The 21,065-nt window shown below is 70.8% G+C and carries 20 protein-coding genes; 5 read left to right on the top strand and 15 right to left on the bottom strand.

Going from position 1 to position 21,065, the window contains the following annotated elements; translation table 11 throughout:
- Positions 1-150 precede the first annotated feature (150 nt).
- The 3 genes from VGJ24_RS18740 to VGJ24_RS18750 all read right to left on the bottom strand — a co-directional run bounded on the left by VGJ24_RS18740 (position 151) and on the right by VGJ24_RS18750 (position 4,848).
- Positions 151-1,536, bottom strand: coding sequence for a radical SAM/SPASM domain-containing protein (locus tag VGJ24_RS18740; RefSeq protein ID WP_331502159.1), 1,386 nt, complete (start codon positions 1,534-1,536; stop codon positions 151-153).
- Positions 1,537-1,545: 9 nt separating this feature from the next.
- On the bottom strand, positions 1,546-1,956 hold the full coding sequence (locus VGJ24_RS18745) for a hypothetical protein (protein ID WP_331502160.1): 411 nt from the start codon (positions 1,954-1,956) through the stop codon (positions 1,546-1,548).
- A gap of 90 nt (positions 1,957-2,046) precedes the next feature.
- The gene (locus tag VGJ24_RS18750) at positions 2,047-4,848 is read right to left on the bottom strand and encodes a helix-turn-helix transcriptional regulator (protein WP_331502161.1); all 2,802 of its coding nucleotides are present in this window, start codon (positions 4,846-4,848) and stop codon (positions 2,047-2,049) included.
- Between the two features lie 138 nt (positions 4,849-4,986).
- Here VGJ24_RS18750 and VGJ24_RS18755 point away from each other — a divergent pair, with 138 nt between their 5' ends.
- The gene (locus VGJ24_RS18755; RefSeq protein ID WP_331502162.1) at positions 4,987-5,523 is read left to right on the top strand and encodes a helix-turn-helix transcriptional regulator; all 537 of its coding nucleotides are present in this window, start codon (positions 4,987-4,989) and stop codon (positions 5,521-5,523) included.
- 41 nt (positions 5,524-5,564) lie between these two features.
- Here the strand turns inward: VGJ24_RS18755 and VGJ24_RS18760 are convergent, their stop codons facing one another.
- The 7 genes from VGJ24_RS18760 to pdxH form a co-directional block, all read right to left on the bottom strand.
- On the bottom strand, positions 5,565-7,583 hold the full coding sequence (locus VGJ24_RS18760) for an ABC transporter ATP-binding protein (protein ID WP_331502163.1): 2,019 nt from the start codon (positions 7,581-7,583) through the stop codon (positions 5,565-5,567).
- Positions 7,580-9,313: an ABC transporter ATP-binding protein gene (locus VGJ24_RS18765; RefSeq protein ID WP_331502164.1), complete on the bottom strand. Its 1,734-nt coding sequence runs from the start codon at positions 9,311-9,313 to the stop codon at positions 7,580-7,582. The genes VGJ24_RS18760 and VGJ24_RS18765 overlap by 4 nt, the downstream gene beginning before the upstream one ends.
- 4 nt (positions 9,314-9,317) lie before the next feature.
- Entirely contained in the window at positions 9,318-9,935 is a 618-nt protein-coding gene (locus VGJ24_RS18770) for a helix-turn-helix domain-containing protein (protein WP_331502165.1), read from the bottom strand.
- A 117-nt stretch (positions 9,936-10,052) separates the two neighbouring features.
- Positions 10,053-12,632 carry an ATP-binding protein gene (locus VGJ24_RS18775; RefSeq protein ID WP_331502166.1) on the bottom strand — a complete coding sequence of 860 codons (2,580 nt, stop codon included), beginning with the start codon at positions 12,630-12,632 and terminating at the stop codon, positions 10,053-10,055.
- A 29-nt stretch (positions 12,633-12,661) separates the two neighbouring features.
- A complete protein-coding gene (locus tag VGJ24_RS18780; protein WP_331502167.1) occupies positions 12,662-13,747 on the bottom strand; it encodes a hypothetical protein in 1,086 nt (361 codons plus the stop codon).
- A 16-nt stretch (positions 13,748-13,763) separates the two neighbouring features.
- A complete protein-coding gene (locus VGJ24_RS18785; RefSeq protein WP_331502168.1) occupies positions 13,764-14,453 on the bottom strand; it encodes a hypothetical protein in 690 nt (229 codons plus the stop codon).
- Positions 14,450-15,088 (bottom strand): pyridoxamine 5'-phosphate oxidase, encoded by a 639-nt coding sequence (gene pdxH / locus VGJ24_RS18790; protein ID WP_331502169.1) that lies wholly within the window; start codon positions 15,086-15,088, stop codon positions 14,450-14,452. Before pdxH ends, VGJ24_RS18785 begins: the two co-directional genes overlap by 4 nt.
- A 112-nt stretch (positions 15,089-15,200) precedes the next feature.
- On the opposite strand from pdxH, the gene VGJ24_RS18795 reads away from it, so the two are divergent.
- Positions 15,201-16,316 carry a citrate synthase 2 gene (locus VGJ24_RS18795; RefSeq protein ID WP_331502170.1) on the top strand — a complete coding sequence of 372 codons (1,116 nt, stop codon included), beginning with the start codon at positions 15,201-15,203 and terminating at the stop codon, positions 16,314-16,316.
- Positions 16,313-16,870, top strand: coding sequence for a GNAT family N-acetyltransferase (locus VGJ24_RS18800; protein WP_331502171.1), 558 nt, complete (start codon positions 16,313-16,315; stop codon positions 16,868-16,870). Before VGJ24_RS18795 ends, VGJ24_RS18800 begins: the two co-directional genes overlap by 4 nt.
- Here VGJ24_RS18800 and VGJ24_RS18805 read toward each other — a convergent pair.
- From VGJ24_RS18805 to VGJ24_RS18815, 3 genes are all read right to left on the bottom strand, one after another.
- Positions 16,830-17,105: a ribosomal protein L7/L12 gene (locus tag VGJ24_RS18805; RefSeq protein ID WP_331502172.1), complete on the bottom strand. Its 276-nt coding sequence runs from the start codon at positions 17,103-17,105 to the stop codon at positions 16,830-16,832. The genes VGJ24_RS18800 and VGJ24_RS18805 overlap by 41 nt on opposite strands.
- 42 nt (positions 17,106-17,147) lie before the next feature.
- A complete protein-coding gene (locus VGJ24_RS18810; protein WP_331502173.1) occupies positions 17,148-17,444 on the bottom strand; it encodes a hypothetical protein in 297 nt (98 codons plus the stop codon).
- 94 nt (positions 17,445-17,538) lie between these two features.
- Positions 17,539-18,063 carry a GNAT family N-acetyltransferase gene (locus VGJ24_RS18815; protein ID WP_331502174.1) on the bottom strand — a complete coding sequence of 175 codons (525 nt, stop codon included), beginning with the start codon at positions 18,061-18,063 and terminating at the stop codon, positions 17,539-17,541.
- Between the two features lie 100 nt (positions 18,064-18,163).
- Here VGJ24_RS18815 and serC point away from each other — a divergent pair, with 100 nt between their 5' ends.
- On the top strand, positions 18,164-19,285 hold the full coding sequence (gene serC / locus VGJ24_RS18820; protein WP_331502175.1) for a phosphoserine transaminase: 1,122 nt from the start codon (positions 18,164-18,166) through the stop codon (positions 19,283-19,285).
- An 11-nt stretch (positions 19,286-19,296) separates the two neighbouring features.
- Here serC and VGJ24_RS18825 read toward each other — a convergent pair whose 3' ends face one another.
- Positions 19,297-19,659 (bottom strand): DNA polymerase ligase N-terminal domain-containing protein, encoded by a 363-nt coding sequence (locus VGJ24_RS18825; RefSeq protein ID WP_331502176.1) that lies wholly within the window; start codon positions 19,657-19,659, stop codon positions 19,297-19,299.
- On the bottom strand, positions 19,652-20,149 hold the full coding sequence (locus VGJ24_RS18830) for an O-acetyl-ADP-ribose deacetylase (RefSeq protein ID WP_331502177.1): 498 nt from the start codon (positions 20,147-20,149) through the stop codon (positions 19,652-19,654). Before VGJ24_RS18830 ends, VGJ24_RS18825 begins: the two co-directional genes overlap by 8 nt.
- Positions 20,150-20,207: 58 nt before the next feature.
- On the opposite strand from VGJ24_RS18830, the gene VGJ24_RS18835 reads away from it, so the two are divergent.
- The gene (locus VGJ24_RS18835) at positions 20,208-21,065 is read left to right on the top strand and encodes a hypothetical protein (RefSeq protein WP_331502178.1); all 858 of its coding nucleotides are present in this window, start codon (positions 20,208-20,210) and stop codon (positions 21,063-21,065) included.

Below are 21,065 nucleotides of genomic sequence, written 5' to 3' on the forward strand. Positions count from 1 at the left end.
CCAGCAGTACTTCGGGCTGGCCGGTTGCTGCTAGACCGCAGCCACCTCACGCGTCCTATAAGTACTCAACTCCGGACCACCTCCTTTCCCGTGTACGACGACGCTAACCCGCGGACCCAAGTGCCCTCAACAGGTTTCCGATATGTCTTGTCAGGTGTTCACCGTGACGATCGGGAGCAAGGGGTGCCGGGGGCCGGCGCCGGACCCCGCGGCCTCGGCGGCCGCGACGTACTCCTCGACCTGCTGGCGGTAGGTGAGCCGGTAGGTCGAGCACTTCGAGTCTCCCGGATCGATCATCTGGTGATGGGCGCAGCCGCCCATGCAACCCGGTAGTGCGATGCAGCTGCGACAGCCCTCGTCGGTGAACGGGTCGTAGTGCAGCCACTTGAGCGCGCGGTCGTTGGGATCCTTCCAGGAGCGGAGGTGCCCCACGACCTCGTGATGGTTGCCCACCGAGTCCCAGCACTTGTAGAGCTCACCGCGAGCGCCGACGACGAGCTCGTTGACCCGGACCGCGGTGCACGGCGTCGAGATCGGCTGGGGCAGCGTCGTCGAGGCGAGGCCCCGGGCCCGCGCCTGAGCCAGGAAGTCGCGCTCGACCCCGGCGAACTCCGGGAGCGTGTAGCACGTGGGCCGGTAGGACTCGCTCGGGGCGCCGATCCCCTCGTCGTACGCCACGATCCGGCCCGGGTACACCGTCACCCTTCCCGAGAGGCCGCGGTCGACGAGCAGATCGAGGAGGCGCTCGTGCTCGCCGGAGTTCGACGCGTCGAGGTTGACCCGGATCGCGATCGGCAGCACCGACGCCGACTCCACGACGTTGTCGAGGATCGCGTCGAAGGTCGGTCGACCGTTCTTGAGTGGCCGCATCAGGTCGTGGCTCTCGGGCGGGCCGTCCAGAGTGATCTGGGCGCTCCCGACCCGGCAGGCCCGCAGGCGCTCGGCGGTCTCGCGGGTGAGCAGGTACCCGTTGGTCACGATGCTCGCCGAGTAGGCGATGTGCCCCGCGTCGCAGCGTTCCAGGAAGGCCTCGGAGAGCCGGTAGATCCGGTCCTTGCCGAGCAGCGGCTCACCTCCGTACCACGTGACCTCGAACTGCCGGATCGTCGGCAGCTGCTCGTCGAGCACCTCGAGCAGCAGACGCTCGGTCTCCGCGTCGAGCACCTCCGACGGCTTCACCTGGAAGCAGTACGGGCAGTCGAAGTTGCACCCGAGACTGGTCACGATGGTCAGCCCGAACGACGAGCGGTCGGCCGTGCCGGCCCGGTAGCGCCGCTCGAGCACCTCGAGCTCGTCCAGGTCGTCGGCCACGATCATCCGTCCGACGGTCAGCTCACGCAGGATCTCGGTCGACGCACGGCTGCTTTCACCCGCCAGGAAGAGCCCGACCTCGCGCCACTCGTCCGCGGCGACCGCCACGATGCGCCCCGAGAGACCGTTGTGGACCCACACCTTGTCGCCGCGCTCAACCACCACGTCGTAGCGCGAGAGGCGCAGTCGAGCCGTCGAGGCACCCAGGGCCGTCCCCGCGCTCATGAGGGCGGCTCAGCCGGCAACCTGCTGCGGAAACAGCCTCTGGTATGCCTCCCACTGCTCCAGCTGGCCGTTCTTCACGGCCTCCGAGCGTTCCCAGGGAACTCCGGGCATCTTGCCGGGACAGAGCCTGATCGACGGCACGTACGCGATCTCGACGTAGACCCCGTCGGCGGGCGGCGGCGGGTCCTGCGGTTCCACCGGGTTCTCCCCGACCTCCCGGACCTCCGAGCGGTCCCGCTGCACGATGAAGATCGCGTCGCTCAACGACAGGCTCACGGACAGTTCGAACAACCACTCAGCGACGGCGTCCCGATCATCAGGATCGACGTCGGGAGGCGTGTTGAGGAAGCCCTGCACGTCTTCTACGCTCCACCGGCCCCTGAGGTACGCCAACCTTTCCGTCTGCTCCGACTCGGTCATCGCGACTCCCCCCGCTGGAGGGAGAGACGCTCCGCCTCGCCCTCAACCGAAATCCCTAACTGCTCAGACTCGCCCTGCCACGGGGCCGCGTCAAGGTGTCGCCGCCGGCTCACGCGTCGGCGTCGTCGCGGGTAGCGCCTCCGACAACTCGTCCCGACTGCGGATCCCGAGCTTCCGGTAGACCGCCATCAGATGCGTCTCGACGGTTTTGATGGTGACGAAGAGCCGTTCCGCGATCTCGCGGTTGGTCAGGCCCTCGGCCGCCAGCGAAGCCACCTCGCGCTGCGACGCCGTGAGCGAGTCCGGGCCGCGGAGGCGATGTCGGCGCGGTCGACCGCCGGCCTGCGCCAGCGACTCCTGGGCACGTCGGCGAACCCGATCCATCCCCATCTCACTGGCCAGATCGGTGGCGCGGTACAGCACGTCGCGGGCCTCGGCGTCACGACCGATGCGGACCAGCGCTGCGCCGTACGACGCGAGGACCCGGGCCAGAATGGGTCGGCACGGCGTCCCTTCTGCCAGCTGCACGGCTTCCTCCAGAAGGTCCACGCCCTCACGCGCGGGCACGAAAGAGGCGGCCCTACGTAGTGCGTCGGCGTGCCGAGCGGGTGAGCCATAACGTCGCCGGACGTCCAGCTCCCGCCGGGCCTCAGCGGCCGCACGTGCCCGGTCTCCGAGGTGTTCGAAGGCGTGACTGGCGACGAGATGCGGTTGGAGCTCTGCCTCGATGTGGTCCACGGGTGCCCCTACTTCGCACGACAGCCCCAGCTGGTCCAAGATCTCGATCGCCCGGCTCGCGTCGCCGGCCAACAGTGCGCCGAGGGCGGGGTACACCAGGTCTTCGCCGATGCGTTCGCTCAGCTGCTCCGCGGCCGTGGCGTAGTCACCGCGTTCGAGAGCGAGCCGTCCCCGAGCCAGTCGATGGCTCCCGTCGTAGCCGACGAGATGACGACGTGAGGTGAAGGTCTCCGCGGTCGCGATCTCAGCGAGGACGTCCTCGAACTCACCGCGCGCCAGACCATGGGCGATGTAGCGGTGGTTGAGCTCGGCCTGGACCTCCGGGAGCACACCCGCGAGCCGAGCCACCGCAGGGGCGATGCGATCCAAGATCGCGTCGCTCGCATCGAGATCATGGTCGGCGAGGAACGTCGCGGCCGCGAGAGCGCCGTGGATGTCCCACTCGGTCAGGTCCTCCGAGTCGGCGGGCAGAGCGCTCATGGCTCGCCCCAGGTTGGCCACGAACTGCTCGGTCGAGCCCCCCTGCACGGTCCGGTCGTGGATGGCGGCGATCACCAGTAGGTAGCGGTCGAGATCCCCGGCGACAGGAAGGTCGTCGGCATGGGCCCGGGCGAGCTCGGCAGGTAGTGCGAGCCCCGGCTCGACGGCCATGATCACGTCGACCAGCAACTGCGCACGGAGGCGCACCTCCGTCGGGGAGTCACCTCGAGGATCCAGCTGGAGCACGCGTTCGTGGAGACGGCCCAGCTCGGCGTCCGGGTCTGCGTCCAGAAGGACGTTGAACAGCTCCGCTGCAGCGGCGAGCACCACCGTCCGGTCGGTGGCCTCCATGGCGGACCCGAGATGCTCTCGGGCGAGGTCCAGCTCGCCCTGGGCGTGCTCGGCGCGGCCCAGGGCGACCAGGATGCTCGGTCGCTGGGACCCTGGTGCGGGCTCGTCCAAGGCCCGCCTCAGGAGCTGCGATGCGACCGCCACCGAGCCGATCTCCAGGGCCGCGTGGCCCTGGGCGAGCAGGAATGTCGACACCTGTGGATCGCCCGCGCCCGGTGACGCGACGAGGTGCTGCACGACGGAGTTGGGGGCGGCGTCGATCGACCGCAGCAGGCGCGCGGCACGAGCGTGCAGGTCGCCGACCTCCACGTCGGTCAGCGTCTCCTCGACCGCGGCCCGGACGAGGGGGTGAACGAACTCGACGGGATCACCGTGGGTGAGCAGGCTGGCCGCCTCGAGACGCGCGATCTCGACGACACTGACGGCCTCGTCGAGCTCGGCCAGCGCGGCCGCCACCGACAGGGAGCAACCGTCGCCGAGCACCGCGGCCGCCTGAGCCAGGGTCGCGGCACCGGCGCCGAGCTCGCTCAACCGCCACGACATCGTCCGGCGCAACGACATCGTGCCGCCGGTGACGATCGACTGCAGGTCGGGCCGGAAGTCGTTCCGGTAGGGGCGCAGCAGCTCATGCAGGTAGAAGGCGTTGCCGCCGGAGACCATCAGGCAGTCGTCGACAAAGAGATCGTGAGCCGGCTCCCCGAGGGTGTCGGTCACCACCGCCCGCACCCCCTGGCGACTGAGCGGTTCGGGGGTGAGCACGACACAGTCCGGCTGCGCGGCCATCGTGGCCAGGCGGCGTTGTGCGTCCGGGTTCTCCACCGGACGGCTTGCCAGCACGAGCAGCACGGGGAGCACCGAGATCTCGGCCTGCACCTCCAGCAGCACGCGCAACGAGGCGGCGTCCGCCCAGTGGGCATCGTCCACGGCGAGCACCAGGGGTGCCTGCTCGGCGAGGCCGGCGACGAGCCACTGGCACCCGTAGTCGACGCCCTGCGCCAGCTCCGCGCCGGGGGTGAACAGAGGTCCGGCGAAGCGAGCGGCGCCCGTCAGCTCCGCAGGACCGCCCGTCGCCTCGACCGCCGGTCCGAGCAGCCGGCGCAGCACCTCGAACGGCGCCGCGGACTCGAGGTGCCTGGCGCGTGCCAGGAGGATGCGTGCTCCGTGCTCCCGAGCGACCTCGACGGCGTACTCGACCAGCGTGCTCTTGCCGAGCCCCGCCCGCGCTTCGACCATGAGGGAGGTGCCCCGCCCACCCTCGAGCGCGACGACAGCGTCGTCGATGGTCGCGAGCTCCGCAGACCTTTCGTAGAGCCGGTTCCCCACGGCTCACCCCCTGGTGATGCTTCCTTCGATGGTGGCACGCCGAGTCCTGGAGTGCCCTGGGGTTTTCCCGTGGGAACGCCTAACTTCAGGGTGGCGACCCTGACGACCCGGGCACCGGATTCGCGGAACCTGGAAGGCATGAACACCTTCGCCACCCACGCAGCCCCGATCTCCGGTCTGCTCTCGTTGGTAGCCGACACTCTCGACCACGAGCCGTCGAGCACCGGTACGCCGACGGGCCCGATCGTGCCGCCACAGGCACCGGACCTGTCCGCCGTGCTGGGGCCGGTCGCGGGCGGATGGATGGCGGTCAAGGACGACGGCCACGGCTGGATGCTGCTGCAGTTCGCACCGCGCACCGAGCCCAAGCCTTGGGGCGAGAAGCCCAGCACACCCGCGCGTCCCGTCCCGGCCCGGCCGGACTTCGGTGCCCGGGCGCGTCGCGTCCACACCGCGTTGACCGAGCGGGAGCGCGAGGTCCTGTGCCTGGTCGCCGGCGGAGCCACCAACCGCGCGGTCGGCGCCCGGCTGTTCATCTCACCCAAGACGGCCAGCGTCCACGTGTCGCGGATCCTGACCAAGCTGGACGCCACGACCCGCACCGAGGCCGCGGCACTGGCGCACGCCTCGGGGCTGGTCCGGCCGTGGGGGACGGTCGAGGGCGAGCTCGCCTGAGTCCGGGGGGAACCGGGGAAACGGGAGCGCCGTCGCCGAGGTCAGGCGACGGCGCTCTCCTCCGGTGCCACGAACTGCGCGTTGTACAACCGCGCGTAGGCGCCGTCCGCCTCGAGCAGCGAGTCGTGCGTGCCCTGCTCGACGATCGCGCCGTCCTCCATCACCAGGATCAGGTCGGCGTCGCGGATCGTGGACAGCCGGTGCGCGATCACGAACGACGTACGGTCGGTGCGCAGCGCCGCCATCGCATGCTGGAGCAACAGCTCGGTACGCGTGTCGACCGACGAGGTCGCTTCGTCGAGGATGAGCAGCTCGGGATCGGACAGGAACGCCCGCGCGATCGTGATCAGCTGGCGCTCGCCTGCGGACAGGTTGGCGCCGTCCTCCTCGAGCTGGGTGTCGTAGCCGTCGGGCAACGAGTGCACGAAGCGATCGACGTACGTCGCGCGTGCGGCCTCGAGGATCTCGTCCTCGGTGGCACTCGGACGGCCGTAGGCGATGTTGTCGTGGATCGTGCCCTCGAACAGCCAGGTGTCCTGGAGCACCATGCCGATCTGGTCGCGCAGCGCCGACCGCGGCATCGAGGCGATGTCGACGCCGTCGAGGGTGATCCGGCCCGAGGTGACGTCGTAGAAGCGCATCACCAGGTTGACCAGCGTGGTCTTGCCGGCGCCGGTCGGACCGACGATCGCGACGGTGTGACCCGGCTGGGCGACCAGCGACAGGCCGTCGATCAGCGGCTGGTCGGGGTCGTAGGAGAACGACACGTCCTCGAACCGCACCTCGCCGTGGCGCCGGCCGACCGGCGCCGCCGCACCGAGTGCGTCCGGCTGCTGCTCCGGGGCGTCGAGCAGCTCGAAGACCCGTTCGGCGCTCGCGACACCCGACTGCAACAGGTTCGTCATCGACGCGACCTGGGTCAGCGGCTGGGTGAACTGGCGGGAGTACTGGATGAACGCCTGCACGTCGCCCAGCGAGATCGAGCCGCTCGCGACCTTGAGCCCACCGAGCACCGCGATCACGACGTAGTTGAGGTTCCCGATGAACATCATCGTCGGCATGATCAGGCCGCTGACGAACTGCGCACCGAACGACGCCTCGAAGAGCTTCTCGTTCTCCTCGGCGAAGGTCCGCTCGACCTCCTGCTGCCGGCCGAACACCTTCACCAGGGCGTTGCCGGAGAAGGTCTCCTCGATGTGGGCGTTCAGCCGACCGGTGCGTCGCCACTGGTCGATGAACATGCCCTGGCTGCGCTTCATCACCGCGCCGGTGACGATCATCGTGATCGGGACGGTGACCAGGGCCACCAGCGCCAGCTCCCACGAGATCGAGAACATGAACGCCACCACGAACAGCACGGTCAGCAGCGAGGTGAGCAGCTGGCTCATCGTCTGCTGGAGGGTCTGGCTGATGTTGTCGATGTCGTTGCTCACCCGACTCAGCAGCTCGCCGCGGGGCTGCTGGTCGAAGTAGCTCAACGGCAGGGCGTTCACCTTGTCCTCGACCTCGGACCGCATCCGGTAGATCGTCCCCTGCACCACGTCGTTGAGCAGGTAGCCCTGGAGCCACGACAACACGGACGCCGCGACGTACACGGCGAGGACGAGCAGGAGGACGTGGCCGACGGCGGTGAAGTCGACGCCCTGTCCGACCACGAAGTGGTTCAGCGATGCGACGAGCGAGGCCTGCTTGTCGTCGCCCGCCTGGCGCAGGTGGTCGACCACCTGCTGCTGGGACGTGCCCGCGGGCACCTTCCCGGCGAGGTTGTTGCCGATGACGCCGGTGAAGATCAGGTCCGTCGCGCGGCCGAGGATCCGCGGGCCGAGCGACATCAGCCCGACGCTGGTGACCGCGAGCGCGACGACGCCCATCGCCTTGGTCTTCTCGGGCGCCATCCGGCGCACGAGACGCTTCGCGGACGGACCGAAGTCGTTGGCCTTCTGGCCGACCATGCCCCCACCGAACGGGCCGCGCCCGGGTCCAGGACCCGCCTGGACGCGCTCGGTCTCCTTCAGCTGAGCCGGCTTCTGCTCCGTGCTGCCGGGGGTGGTGGTGCTCATGCCGCCTCCTCCGCGCTCAGCTGGGACGCGACGATCTCCTGGTAGGTCGGGCAGTCGTCGAGCAGGTCGTGGTGCCGTCCGCGGCCGACGACGACGCCGTCCTCGAGCACGAGGATCAGGTCGGCGTCGCGGATCGTGGACACCCGCTGGGCGACGAGTAGCACCGTGGCGTCACGGGTGACCGGGCGAAGGGCGGCACGCAGGCGTGCGTCGGTGGCCAGGTCGAGCGCCGAGAACGAGTCGTCGAACAGGTAGATCTCGGGACGGCGTACGACGGCACGGGCGATGGCCAGACGTTGCCGCTGACCGCCGCTGACGTTGGTGCCGCCCTGGGTGATCGCCCCGTCGAGACCTTCGGGCATCTCGCGGACGAAGTCCGCGGCCTGGGCGATCTCCAGTGCCCCCCACAGCTCGTCGTCGGTGGCGTCGGGCTTGCCGTGTAGGAGGTTGGACCTCACCGTGCCGGAGAAGAGGTACGCCTTCTGCGGGACCAGCCCGATCACCGACCAGAGCCGCTCCGGCTCGAGTCGACGTACGTCGACGCCGCCGACCTCGAGCGTCCCGCCCGTGACGTCGAACAGCCGCGGCACCAGGTTGACCAGGGTGCTCTTCCCGGCGCCGGTGGAGCCGATCACCGCGACCGTCTGGCCGGGCCGTGCCTCGAAGGAGAGGTCGCGGAGCACCGGCCGCTCCGCACCTGGATAGCTGAACTCGACGCCGTCCAGTCGCAGCGTGCCGCGTTGCGGCAGGTCGGAGACGGGCTCGTCGGGCGTCGGCACCGACGTCGTGGTGTGCAGGACCTCCATGACCCGGTCGGCGCAGACCGCCGACCTCGGGATCATCATCATCATGAAGGTGCCCATCATCACCGACATCACGATCTGCATCAGGTAGGCCAGGTATGCCGTGAGGGCGCCCACCTGCATGGCGCCGGAGTCGACCCGGTGCCCGCCGAACCACAGCACGCCGACGGACGCGATGTTCGCCACCAGCATCACCGTCGGGAACATCAGGGCCAGGTAGCGGCCGGACCGGGTGGCGACCGCGGTGAGGTCGGCGTTGGCGGCGGCGAAGCGCTCGGTCTCCAGCGGCTCACGGACGAAGGCCCGCACCACGCGGACGCCGGTGATCTGCTCGCGGAGCAGCCGGTTGACCTCGTCGATCCGGCTCTGCATCAGCCGGAAGCTCGGGACCATCCGGGTGATGATCAGGCCCAGGCAGACAGCCAGCACCGGCACCGTCACCGCCACCAGCCAGGACAGGCCGACGTCGACATGGATGGCCATCACGATGCCGCCGACCATCATGATCGGCGCCATCACCATCAGGGTGCACGACATCAGCACGAGCATCTGCACCTGCTGCACGTCGTTCGTCTCGCGCGTGATCAGGCTGGGTGCACCGAAGTGCTGCACCTCGCGCTGGCTGAACATGCCGACCCGGTGGAAGATCGCGGCCCGCACGTCGCGGCCGAACCCCATCGCCGTACGCGCGCCGAACCAGACCGCGCCGACGGAGCAGCAGATCTGGACGAGTGCGACGCCGAGCATCACGGCGCCGATGTGGACGATGTAGCCGGTGTCGCCGGTCACGACACCCTTGTCGATGATGTCGGCGTTCAGGAACGGGAGGTAGAGCGCCATCACCGTGCCGATGAACTGCAGTGTGACGACCACGGCCAATGGGCGGCGGTAGACCGCGAGGAACCTGCGAACGAGCGTGATCAACATCTGGTTACTTCTCTCCCCGTGTGGCGACCCCCGAGAGGAGGAGGTCTGCAATCTGGTCCGCGCTGAGCGCGGGATTCATGCCGAGCTCGGGACGACTGGCCCCGAAGATCAGGCTGCGCAGAGCGACCGCCGCCACCTCGGGCTCGACCGCGAGCTCGTCGCGGTGCTGCTCGAAGATGCCGGTCAACCGGCGGTGCAGCTCGGCCTGCGCGTCGATGACGAACTGCGGCGGACCGAAGTGCTTCTTGTCGTGGTGGTGCGCCTCCTCCGAGGCCCCGAGGTGACGGCGTACGACGAACAGCACCGACATCGTCATCCGCATCCGGTCGAGCACCCGCTGGGCGGCGACCACGACCTTCTCGCGCAGGGTCGCGAGGCCGCGCATGGCCTCGTCGAACTCCGCCTGACCGTCGGCGGGGTTGATCGCCTCCTCGGCCGCGGCCAACATCAGGCTCGCCTTGTCCGGGAAGACCCGGAAGATCGTGCCCTCCGCGATGCCGGCCGCCTGCGCGATCTCGCGCGTGCTCACGTCCTCCCCGCGCTCGACCAGCAACGGCAGCAGTGCCGCGACGATCGCCTTGCGGCGTTCGTCGGGCGACAGGGCACTGGCACGAGGAGACATCGCCGCCAACGGTAACTGAGTGAGCGCTCACTCACAAGCACTTTTCGGGGTAGTCCCTGACGAAAACGTCCCGAATTCGGCTCATCCCCAGCGGTTTTGTCAGGGACTACCCCGTCTCTAGGGATCCACGAGGACGTCGCGAACGGAGTGGCGGGAGGTGACCTCGAGCTTGGCCATGACGGCGGCGACATGGTGCTCGACGGTGCGCGGGGACAGCACCAGGCGCTCGGCGATGGCGGCGTTGGTGAGTCCCTCGGCGAGCAGGCCGGCGACCTCGGCCTCCCGGCGGGTGAGGCCGCCCGGGTGCGCCACCGTCGTCGCGCGGCGTCCTCGTGGTGGCGCCCACCCGTGGGCCCGCGACAGCGAACGCGCCCGCTCCGCGGCCCGATCAGCGCCCTGCTCCTGGAACGCCGTGACGGCCCGGGCCAGCCCCTCGCGGGTGCCGCTCCGGGCCCAGGCCAGCGCCTCGGCGTACGGACTGCCGAGCTGGTTCCAGAGCGCGGCAGCCTCGTCCCAGTGGCGTAGGGCCTCGGCCCGATACGGCGCTTCGAGCGCGTCAGCTGCCTCAGCGGCCTCCGCATCCGGCAACCAGACAGCGACGAGCCCGAGGGTCCACGGGCTCGCGGCCTCGCGGACCACGACCCAGGCCCGCGCCGCGGCGCGCTCGGCGGCGGCCGAGTCCCCCTCGAGCCAGGCAATCTCGGCCGCCGAAGCGCCCGCAGGACCGACCCGCTGCGGCTCATCCGTCGCGTAGGCAAGGTCGAGGGCCTCTGCGATTGCTTCGTCAGGGGGAGCGGCACCACTTCGGGCCAGTGCACGGGCCAGCACCATGAGCGGGATGGTTCGCGCGACGTGGGCGGTGCGTGGGTGCCGGAGCACCACTTCGGCCTCGGCGGCCGCCCGCGACGTCTCCCCCTGGTCGAGCAGGCTCAGCGTCTGCTGGCCGCGCATGTAGAGCACCCACGCATCGAGGTCCCGCTCCCGGCAGTACCGGAGTCCGACCGACAGATGGGCGCCGGCGCGCAGGTGGTCGTGCATCAGCACGGCCTGCGACACCATGTTGGTGAACGCCCGCGCCGCGTGCTCGTGCAGGTCAGCGGCTTCGGAACGGCGGAGACTTTCCGCCAGGAGCCGCCACCCTTCCTCCCGGTCTCCGCTCTCGACCTCCACCACTCCGAGGTTGTTGAGTGCGTGAACCCGTACCTCCTCTGCCTCACGATCGTGGCGCCCGTCGACCAGGTTCATGGCTCGGTACCCCCACGTCCGGGTGGCATCGAGGTCGAGCGAGAGCATCCGCAGCTGGCTGCGATTGCTGGCCGCCATCGCCTCAGCCGTGCCACCCGTTCCCTCCAGGGTCGCGCAGGCGAGGGCGGCGTACTTCTCGGCCCGAGGGTTGTCTCCGAAGAACCAGCTGAGCCGTGAGATCCAGCGCTGGGCGTCGCCGACACGCTCCCGGTCGCCGAGCTCCGACCACACCGCCAGGGCCGCTTGCTGGGACTCCAACGCGGGCTCGATCCGGGCGGTCACATAGAGCTCACGGGCCAACAGCCCGTGCAGCTCGGCGTACGACGAGTCGATGCTGTACTCGGTGTGCCGCAGGGCTCGCTGGTACTGGTCCACCGCCTCCTGGTGCGACCCCAGCCGCGCCGCGTGCTCGGCAGCGGCCAGTGCGTGGACCCGCGTGGCCTCGGTGTCACCCGCTTCCTCCGCGTGGTGCGCCAGGCGGGCCGGCTCCCCCTCGTGTGCCAAGAGCCAGGCGAGGACCCGCGCGTGGTCCGTGCGTCGCCGCAACGCGGGGATCTCGTCGAGGACCGTGAGCCGGGCCAGCTCGTGACGGAACATGAGGGCTTCGCCGGTCAGCAGCAGTACGCCGTGCCGGATGGCATCGTCGAGCGCGTCCGCACTGCCGGGAGCCAGGTCGTCGACCAGGGCCACCTCCGTCCGCGGACCGGCCAGCGCGACGAGGTCGAGGACGGCATGCGCCAGGTCGGACAGGCGGGCGGTGCGCGACAGCACCGCCTCGCGCACGCTGCGCGGGACCGACGTACCCCTGGCTGCGATCACCTCGGTGACGAAGAACGGGTTGCCGCGCGTGGCGGTGTGCAGCTCGACGGGGTCCAGCCCGGACGCCGATGCCTCGTCGACGAGTTCGCGTACGGAGTCCGGCGACAAGGGGTTGAGGTCGATCCGGCGTACGCCGGTCGCGCTGCCGACGTCGCCGAGCAGCACCCGCAGCGGATGCGACCCGACCGCCTCGTCGGCGCGGTAGGTGACCACGACCATCGCGCGAAGCCGGTTGACCCTCCGGGCGAGGTGCCGCACGAGGTCGAGCGTCGCCTCGTCGGCCCAGTGGGCGTCCTCGATCACCAGCAGGTGCGGCGTACCCGGGCGGGCCAAGGCCTCGGAGAGCCGGAGGAACACGTCGGCCCGGTCCGCGCCTCCGGGCCAGACGCCCCCGGGCAGGGCCGGCAGCATCTCGCGGAGCGGGCCGAGCGGAGCCGGGGTGGTCGAGCCGTCGCACGCGCCACTCGCCACGCGGGCCGCCGAACCGGCTTCCGCGACCACTCGGTCGACGAACGTGGTCTTGCCGACACCCGCCTCGCCTCCGACGAAGACGAGCCGACCGTTCCCCTTGGAGGCCGCGGTGAGGTAGTCCCGGGCGCTCCTCAGGGCGGCGTCGCGCTCCAGCAACGCCATGAGGGTCATGATAGGGACGAGTCCGCTGGTCAGCGGATGATCGAGTGGCGCGCGTCGATGGGTCCGCGACCCTCGTAGAAGATGCCGGGGCGGGTCTCGAAGCCGGCGCTGACGTTGTCCTTCAGGGTGGACCAGCGGAGGTGGAGGCGTCCGGAGCGGTCGTTGCTGACGTAGAAGATCGCGCCCCCGCCCTCGTTCGCGTGGTTGTGCCGCATCAGGGTGCCGGCGACGCGCACGGTGTAGTCGTTGCCGTCGGTGTAGATCGCACCGCCCGACCCACCTCCGGGCTGGTTCGGGCGGTGCGGCGGGTTGGCACCGTGCCCGATGGCCATGTTCTCGACGAAGACGCTGTTGAGCACCGTCCACGAGACACCGATGCTGCTCAGGCCCGAGCCGTTGCTGCAGCGACCACCGCGGAACGTGCTGTTCACGACGTACACGGGACGGCCGTGGTACTGCGACAGCGCCCGGACCGCAGCCCCGCCGAGGTCGGGTCCGGTGCGGTCGCAGCGGTTGCCGGTGAAGTGGGTGTCGACGATCTTCAGCTGCCCGCCGCGATCGAGGATCGCCCCTCCCCCGCCGCCTTCGGCGCGGTTCCCGGTGGAGTTGCCGTCGGCGAGGGTGAGGTGCTGGACGACGAGCTTCGGGAGGGCCTGGTCGTCGCAGTGGGACGTCGTCCAGACCTGCTTCGGGTCGCAGGTGTCCTGGTAGAGGATCCGGCGCTTGCCCATGCCGCTGAGCGTGACCACTCCGCCGCCGTCGATCACGACCCGATGGCTGGTGTTCACGACCTTCGCCGTGCGCCTCATCTTGATGACGACGGGAGCGGGCCCGCAGTCGAAGGTGATCACCCCGCCCTTGGCGACCGCCCTCACCACCCGTTTCGACGTACAGCTCGCGGCGGTGCCGTGACCGACGACCCGGTCGGGGTGGCTGGTGTCGACCGCGCGGGCCGCCTTCGGCACCGGCACGTGCTTCACCCCGCGTACGGCGCCTCGTGCCGAATGGCCGGGTGTCGACGGCGGCGCGTCGGCAGCCACGGGGACCGACATCGCGACCGCGGCGAGGGCGGCGGCCGCGACGGCCGTGGCGAGGGGGAGCAGACGGCTGCGCATCCACCCACGATAGGGATCAGGCCGGGTCCTCGGCACGCAAGCGCTGGTCCGCCTCCGCGAGCCTGGACCGCAGCAGTCGGCGTTCGTCGGCGTCCCACGGTCCGCTCTCGGCCAGCGGCAGCTCGAACATGTGCCGCCGTCGCTCGGGCGGGATCGTGCGCGCGACCTGCGAGGGGTCGGTGTGCAGGCTGCCGTAGAGGTTCGGGCCGTCGGCGTAGAACGGGTCGGTGAGCACCAGGTCCCCGTCTGCGCGACGCATGACGTTCGACGGGTTGGGATCGAGGGGTCCGCACCAGGGCAGCTCGGAGTGTGCGCGGGCGTACACGAGGTCGAGGGCCTCGACCAGACCGAGGAGATGAGGCTCACGTGTCTCGAGCGCCGCGAAGAACGCCGTGCCGGCCTCGGGCTCGACCGGGTGGAGTCGTTCCATCACGGTGCAGACCGCGCCACCGTCGAGCTCGACGTACCCATGCAGGGCAGGGACCTGCCGGGTCGCCGCGGCCCGCCGGAACAGCTCGGCGGTGTACGGCGCAACCGGGTCGAACGGGCTGATCCGCGCCGCCAGCGAGCCCGAGGGCGACGCGAGTACGACGGCCCAGTCGCCCACGCCGCAACGTGTCCAGCCGGCGGCTGTGAGCACGCGCTCGGCGTCGGCATGGTCAGAGCCCGACCGCAAGCCGTCGAGGGCTGCGAGCTCGGCGGTCACGGAGCGAGCCGGTGGACCGACCAGGAGTCGCCGTCGCGCCGGTAGACCAGCCGGTCGTGCATCCGCCCCGGCCTCCCCTGCCAGAACTCGACGGCGTCCGGCTCGACCCGGAAGCCGCCCCACTCGTCGGGCACCGGCACGTCGTCCGGGTACGCCGCGTCGGCGGCCGCCCAGGCGTCGTCGAGCTCCTGGCGAGAGCCGACCTCGCGGGACTGGTGAGAGGCGTGGGCGCCCAGCTGGGAGCCGCGCGGCCGCGTCTCGAAGTACGTCGCCACCTCGTCGCGATCGAGCACCGCGGCCCGGCCGTCGACCCGCACCTGCCGCTCGAGCGAGTGCCACGGGAACAGCAGCGAGACGAGGGGGTTGGCCCGCAGCTCGACGCCCTTGCGAGATCCGAGGTTGGTGAAGAAGACCCAGCCCGCGGGCGAGAAGCCCTTCAGCAGCACGAGTCGTGACGACGGGCGCCCGTCGGCCGACGCGGAGGCGACGACCATGGCGTTCGGCTCGTACACCGAGGCGGCGACGGCGTCGTGGTACCACCTCTGGAACGTCGTGAACGGGTCGGGCGCCAGGTCGTCCTCGGCCAGTCCCCCGAGGGCGTACTCCCGGCGCAGGTCGGCGTACGGATCTGTCACGCCGTCAATCCAACCACCGGCCACCCGTGTGTCCCTCGACCCGGGCGTGCGCCGGCCAGGATCTCCGAGGCAGAATCGAGATGAGGGGGCCGCCCGACGACGAAGGAGTCGCATGAGCGAGCAGCAGCCGGAGGTGCATGAGGGCCTGGAGGGTGTCGTCGCGTTCGCGACCGAGATCGCCGAGCCCGACAAGGAGGGTTCCGCGCTCCGCTACCGCGGCGTCGACATCGAGGAGCTCGTCGGGCGCGTGCCGTTCGAGAAGGTCTGGGGTCTGCTGGTGGACGGCGCCTTCGAGCCCGGGCTGCCGCCGGCCGAGCCGTACAACATCGCGATCCACACCGGCGACGTGCGCGCCGACGTCCAGGCGTCGGTGGCCATGCTCGCGCCGATGCTCGGGATGGGCCAGACCTACGACATCTCCGACGAGCAGGCCCGTCTCGACCTCTCACGGGTCGCGGTGATGGTGCTGTCGTACGCCGCGCAGTCGGCGCGCGGACTGGGCAGGCCCGTGGTCCCCCAGCGCGAGGTGGACCGGGGTTCGACGCTCGCCGAGAAGTTCCTGATCCGCTGGCGCGGCGAGGCGGATCCCCAGCACACGCAGGCGATCGACGCGTACTGGAGCTCCGCGGCCGAGCACGGCATGAACGCCTCGACGTTCACCGCGCGGGTGATCACCTCGACCGGAGCCGACGTCGCGGCGGCGTTCTCCGGAGCGATCGGCGCGATGAGTGGTCCGCTGCACGGCGGCGCACCATCGCGCGTGCTCGGGATGATCGAGGACGTCGAGGCGTCCGGTGACGCGGACGGCTACGTGAAGTCCCTGCTCGACAAGGGCGAGCGGCTGATGGGCTTCGGCCACCGGGTCTACCGCGCGGAGGACCCGCGTGCCCGCGTGCTGCGACGTACGGCGCGCGAGCTCGACGCCCCGCGCTACGAGGTCGCCGAGGCCCTCGAGAAGGCCGCACTCGCCGAGCTCCGCGCTCGGCGTCCCGACCGGGTGCTCGAGACGAACGTCGAGTTCTGGGCCGCGATCGTGCTCGACTTCGCCGAGGTGCCGGCGAACATGTTCACCTCGATGTTCACCTGCGCCCGCACCGGCGGCTGGTCGGCCCACATCCTCGAGCAGAAGCGCACCGGCCGGCTGATCCGGCCGTCCGCGGTCTACACCGGCCCGTCCTCGCGCCCCGCGGACTCGATCGAGGGCTGGGATCCGGCCTGGGCCGGATGAGACCCGCCCTCCACACGGCCCGGCTGCGGCTCGTCCCGGTCGCCGACGAGCACCTGCCCCTCCTTGTCGGGCTGAATGCCGACCCGGAGGTGATGCGGTTCCTGATCGGCCGGGCGGCGACGCCGGAGGAGACCTACGTCGAGTGGGAGCGGCGACGCGGCCCGCAGAGCGACGAGGAGCGCGGGCTCGGCTACTGGGTGGGGTTCGAGGGCGAGGACTTCGCGGGGTGGTGGTCGGCGTCGTCGTTCGCAGCCGACCCGGCGCGGGCCGGGCTCGGCTACCGCCTGGCGCGGTCCTGCTGGGGCCGTGGGCTGGCGACCCAGGGCGCCCGCGTGATGCTCGCCCACGCCTTCTCGGTGCCGGGGATCGACCGGGTCGTGGCCTCGACGATGGCCGTCAACACCGGTTCGCGGCGAGTGCTGGAGAAGGCCGGGATGACCCACGTCGCCACCTGGCACGAGGACTGGGACGACCCGCTCCCCGGCACCGAGCAGGGCGAGGTGGGCTACGAGCTCACCAGGTCTCGACCAGGTCCTTCGCGGCCTTCAGGCTGAGTCCGGACTGTTCGCGGACGACCTTGATCGCCTCGATCTTGTGGCCCGATGATGCCAGCGCCCGCGCCTCGGCGTACTGGTCCGTCGCGGCCGCGGACTCGACGGGTGCGGACCCGCCGCTCCGTGTGGCCGCCAGCGCGGCGGACAGGTGGGCCACCTGCTCCTCGAGCCGACCTACGCGGGTCTGGAGCTCCAGCAGCTCACCGCGGTCGCTCGATCCGCCGAACAGTCCCATCCGGGGAGCGTAGCGGCTCCACGCGGGGCGGGACGGGCATCTTCAGCCGTCGCTCGGAGGCGGCTCGAGCCCGGACCGGATCGCGAACACCACCAGCTGCGCCCGGTCGCGCGCACCCAGCGTGCGTAGCCCGGTGCGGACCAGGGCCTGGTCGTCGACCACCGCCACCCGGATCACGGACTCAGCTGCCCACCGGGAACGTCGCCAGGACCTCGAAGCCGCCGGTCGTCGGCCCACCCTGAGCACGCCGCCCAGCCGCTCCACCCGGGTGCGCATGCCCTGGAGACCGAGACCTTCCTGCACGACGAGGTACGCCGCCTTCGCCACGTCGTCGGGCACGGCGCCGTGGCTGCTCCGCAGGTCGACCTGGAGCCCTGGTCCTCGCGTTGGCGGCCCGCGGGTACCGCGCCGAGAGACGGTGGAGCGACCGCCCTCAGCCCAGCCTGCGGCCGTAGCAGCGGTTGCGGGGCGCGTCACGGTAGTGGCCGAACGGCTCGATGGACCGGTAACCGGCCGCCAGGTAGAGCGACACCGCCTCCGGCTGCGCCGTCCCGGTCTCCAGGATCATGACCTCTGCTCCGGCCGTCCGCGCGGTCAACTCGAGGTGCGCGAGCATCAGCCGCGCGAGTCCCTCGCGGCGCGCCGCGGGCACGACGTACATCCGCTTGACCTCTGCCGGTCGAGCGGACCCGAGCCGTTGTACGTCGTCGCGGAAACGCCACGCGCCGGTCATCACCGGCCGGTCGTCGCGGTAGCCGACGTAGAACGCGCCGGTGGGCGGGGCGAGCTCCGAGGCCACCATCGGAGTCCGGTCGCGCCCGCCGTACCGGACGACGTACTCCTGCTGGACGGCCTCCACCAGCAACTGCGCGTCCGGATGCGAGATCGGCAGCTGCTCGATCCGCAGGTGTGCGAGTCCGTCGTCGGGCACAGGCGAGCGACCCCGTGACGTGCCCACCTGGTGTCCTCCCGCGGTTCCGGAGCTACGGCCCTGACACAATAGCCAGCGCCGACAGCGTCGTCCGGCGGACCACCACCAGTCGCACGGAAGGTTGCTCATGACCGACGCGATCTCGATCCCCGACGACCTGAAACCGGCCGACGGCCGCTTCGGCGCGGGGCCCTCCAAGATCCAGACCGGCCACCTCGACGCGCTCGCTGCGAGCGGGGCGACGTTGATGGGGACGTCCCACCGGCAGGCGCCCGTGCGCGGTCTCGTACGACGCGCGCAAGAGGGCCTGGCGACGTTCTTCGGACTGCCCGACGGGTACGAGGTCGTGCTGGGGAACGGCGGCGCCACCGCGTTCTGGGACGTCGCGACGTACGGCCTGATCCGGGAGAAGAGCCAGCATCTGTCCTTCGGGGAGTTCTCGGCGAAGTTCGCGGCGGCGGCCAAGGCCGCGCCCTGGCTGGCCCAGCCGTCGGTGGTGGCCTCGGAGCCGGGCACACGCCCGGAACCGGTCGCCGAGGCGGGGATCGATGTGTACGCCTGGCCGCACAACGAGACCTCGACGGCGGTGATGGCCCCGGTACGCCGTGTGGCCGGCGCCGACGACGACGCGCTCGTGCTCATCGACGCGACCTCGGGCGCCGGCGGGCTGCCGGTCGACCTGACCGAGGTCGACACCTACTACTTCGCACCGCAGAAGGCGTTCGCCTCCGACGGCGGGCTGTTCATCGCGCTGATGTCACCGGCGGCGATCGAGCGCGCGTCGGCGATCAAGGAGACCGGGCGGCACATCCCGGCGTTCCTCGACCTGGTCACCGCCGTCGAGAACTCGCGGCTGAACCAGACCTACAACACCCCGTCGATCGCGACGATCTTCCTGATGGCCGAACAGCTGGACTGGATGAACGCGAACGGCTCGCTCATGGGCATGGTCGAACGCACCACCGCGTCGTCGGACGCGCTCTACGGCTGGGCCGAGAAGACGTCGTACACGACGCCGTACGTCGCGGACCCCGACCACCGGTCGCTGGTGATCGGGACCATCGACTTCGACGACGCGATCGACGCCTCCGCGATCGCAGCGACCCTGCGAGCCAACGGGATCGTCGACACCGAGCCCTACCGCAAGCTCGGTCGTAACCAGCTACGGGTCGCGATGTACCCCGCCATCGACCCCCCGGACGTCGAGGCTCTCACCGCCTGCATCGACTATGTGGTCGAGCGTCTCTGAGGGTCCATCGGTCAGTCCCCCGGCTGGTCCTTCGTCAGGTGGAGGAGCCAGTCCGAGCCGGTGTCGATGAGCGCGTAGCGACGGGAACCGTCGCGGCCGTGGAGCACGAACACGAACCGCTTGTCCGTGCGGTCCTCGAGCGCCCACCAGCCGGTGTCGGCGATGTCCTTGTCCGTGTCGGTGTACGTCGCGTGGTCCAGGTCGTGGTCGGAGACGGCGACCGCGAGGCGGTCGGTGCGCGAATTCGGTGGCAGTCCCTTCGGCACCGCCCACGACCGCAGCACGCCGTCCTCCTCGAGCCGGAGGTCGTAGTGCGGCTGGGGCTTCCGGTGCTCGTGGAGCACGAAGACCGGTCGGCCCTCGGCGTCAGCCATCGACGCGCGCCATCAGCGCGGCATGCGTGACGGCATCGAAGGCGACCAGCCGCGCCTCCTCGACCTCGGTCGGCGTCGAGCGCAACGTCTCGACGGCGACGGCGATCGCGTCGTCCTTCGGCCAGCCGTAGATCCCGGCGCTGACCAGCGGGAACGCGACGGTCCTGGCGCCGAGCTCGTCGGCGACGGCCAGCGCTCGCGCGTAGCAGGACGTGAGCAGAGACCGGTCGGTCTCGCCCGCTCGGTGGTTCGGCCCGACCACGTGGATCACCCAGCGGGCCGCCATCTCCCCCGCCGTCGTCCACCCGGCGTCGCCGGTGGCGAGCCCGTGCGGGAAGCGCGCGATGCAGTCCTCGAGCACGGCCGGCCCGCCGGCCCGATGGATCGCGCCGTCGACTCCCCCGCCGCCACGCATCGCGCGGTTCGCGGCGTTCACGACGGCGTCGACGTGCTGCTGGGTGATGTCTCCTTGGACGACCGTGAGGTCCATGCCCCTATCGTTCCCCAGACCGATGACGGTGAGGTGATGGGGAGGGGAGAGTTCCGCCATGACGGACTCGCACACCCAGCCGAGCGCCGAGTGGTCCGACCTGGCCGAGCGCACCGAGGCGATCGCGATGCGACGGATCGTCGACGACCAGACCCCCGCCGTACGGGCGCAGCTCGACCTGAGCAGCCACGACGCCGCCGACGGCGTCCACACCGTGGTCGTGCAGGACCCGATGTGGGGCTACTGGAACAAGGCGCTCGGGTTCTGCGAGACGCTCTCCGAGGCGACCGTGGCCGAGGTGCTCGAGCGGGCGCGCGAGCGCGGGGTCCCCGCCCTCAGCATGTTGGTCCAGGCCCGAGTGGTCCCCGACGACTGGGAGGCGGTCACCACCAGGCACGCCCTCACTCAGGGAACGATGTTCGTGAAGCTCTTCGGCCCGGCCGAGCCGCGCACGGTCGACACCGACCTGCGCATCTCACGGCTGGACGCCGAGCACGCCGAGGAGTTCGTCCGGATCATGGCGGCCGGCTTCGGGTTCGACGCCTCACCCGACGCCTTCGCGATGTTCGACGGCGCGCAGTACTTCGACGGTGACTGGGCGACGTACGGCGCATGGGACGGCGAGTCCCTCATCGCCGTCGCACGAATGATGTGCGTGCCGGAGACGTCCTCGGTGGCGCTGTTCGGCGCCGCCACCCTGCCCGAGGGGCGCAACCGTGGCGCCCAAGGTGCCCTGCTCGACGCCCGCATCCGCGAGGCACGCGACCGCGGGCTGCGCTTCGCGTCGGCCGAGACGTTCGCGGAGACCGAGGAGATCCGGAACCCCTCGCTGCACAACATGCGTCGCGCGGGACTCACCGAGGTGCACGCGCGGCCGAGCTGGGTCTGGCGCAACCCGACGCTCGGCGAGGGCTGA

Origin of the sequence: Nocardioides sp. (genome assembly GCF_036493135.1) — a bacterium.
Classification (GTDB): Bacteria; Actinomycetota; Actinomycetes; order Propionibacteriales; family Nocardioidaceae; genus Nocardioides.

Coding starts and splice junctions, on each gene's coding strand:
- VGJ24_RS18765 (WP_331502164.1), bottom strand. CDS start 9,313: ATGTTGATCACGCTCGTTCGCAGGTTCCTCGCGGTCTACCGCCGCCCA.
- serC (WP_331502175.1), top strand. CDS start 18,164: ATGACCGACGCGATCTCGATCCCCGACGACCTGAAACCGGCCGACGGC.
- VGJ24_RS18760 (WP_331502163.1), bottom strand. CDS start 7,583: ATGAGCACCACCACCCCCGGCAGCACGGAGCAGAAGCCGGCTCAGCTG.
- VGJ24_RS18775 (WP_331502166.1), bottom strand. CDS start 12,632: ATGGCGTTGCTGGAGCGCGACGCCGCCCTGAGGAGCGCCCGGGACTAC.
- VGJ24_RS18825 (WP_331502176.1), bottom strand. CDS start 19,659: ATGGCTGACGCCGAGGGCCGACCGGTCTTCGTGCTCCACGAGCACCGG.
- VGJ24_RS18745 (WP_331502160.1), bottom strand. CDS start 1,956: ATGACCGAGTCGGAGCAGACGGAAAGGTTGGCGTACCTCAGGGGCCGG.
- VGJ24_RS18830 (WP_331502177.1), bottom strand. CDS start 20,149: ATGGACCTCACGGTCGTCCAAGGAGACATCACCCAGCAGCACGTCGAC.
- VGJ24_RS18805 (WP_331502172.1), bottom strand. CDS start 17,105: ATGGGACTGTTCGGCGGATCGAGCGACCGCGGTGAGCTGCTGGAGCTC.
- VGJ24_RS18795 (WP_331502170.1), top strand. CDS start 15,201: ATGAGCGAGCAGCAGCCGGAGGTGCATGAGGGCCTGGAGGGTGTCGTC.
- VGJ24_RS18755 (WP_331502162.1), top strand. CDS start 4,987: ATGAACACCTTCGCCACCCACGCAGCCCCGATCTCCGGTCTGCTCTCG.
- VGJ24_RS18770 (WP_331502165.1), bottom strand. CDS start 9,935: ATGTCTCCTCGTGCCAGTGCCCTGTCGCCCGACGAACGCCGCAAGGCG.
- VGJ24_RS18740 (WP_331502159.1), bottom strand. CDS start 1,536: ATGAGCGCGGGGACGGCCCTGGGTGCCTCGACGGCTCGACTGCGCCTC.
- VGJ24_RS18800 (WP_331502171.1), top strand. CDS start 16,313: ATGAGACCCGCCCTCCACACGGCCCGGCTGCGGCTCGTCCCGGTCGCC.
- VGJ24_RS18835 (WP_331502178.1), top strand. CDS start 20,208: ATGACGGACTCGCACACCCAGCCGAGCGCCGAGTGGTCCGACCTGGCC.
- VGJ24_RS18780 (WP_331502167.1), bottom strand. CDS start 13,747: ATGCGCAGCCGTCTGCTCCCCCTCGCCACGGCCGTCGCGGCCGCCGCC.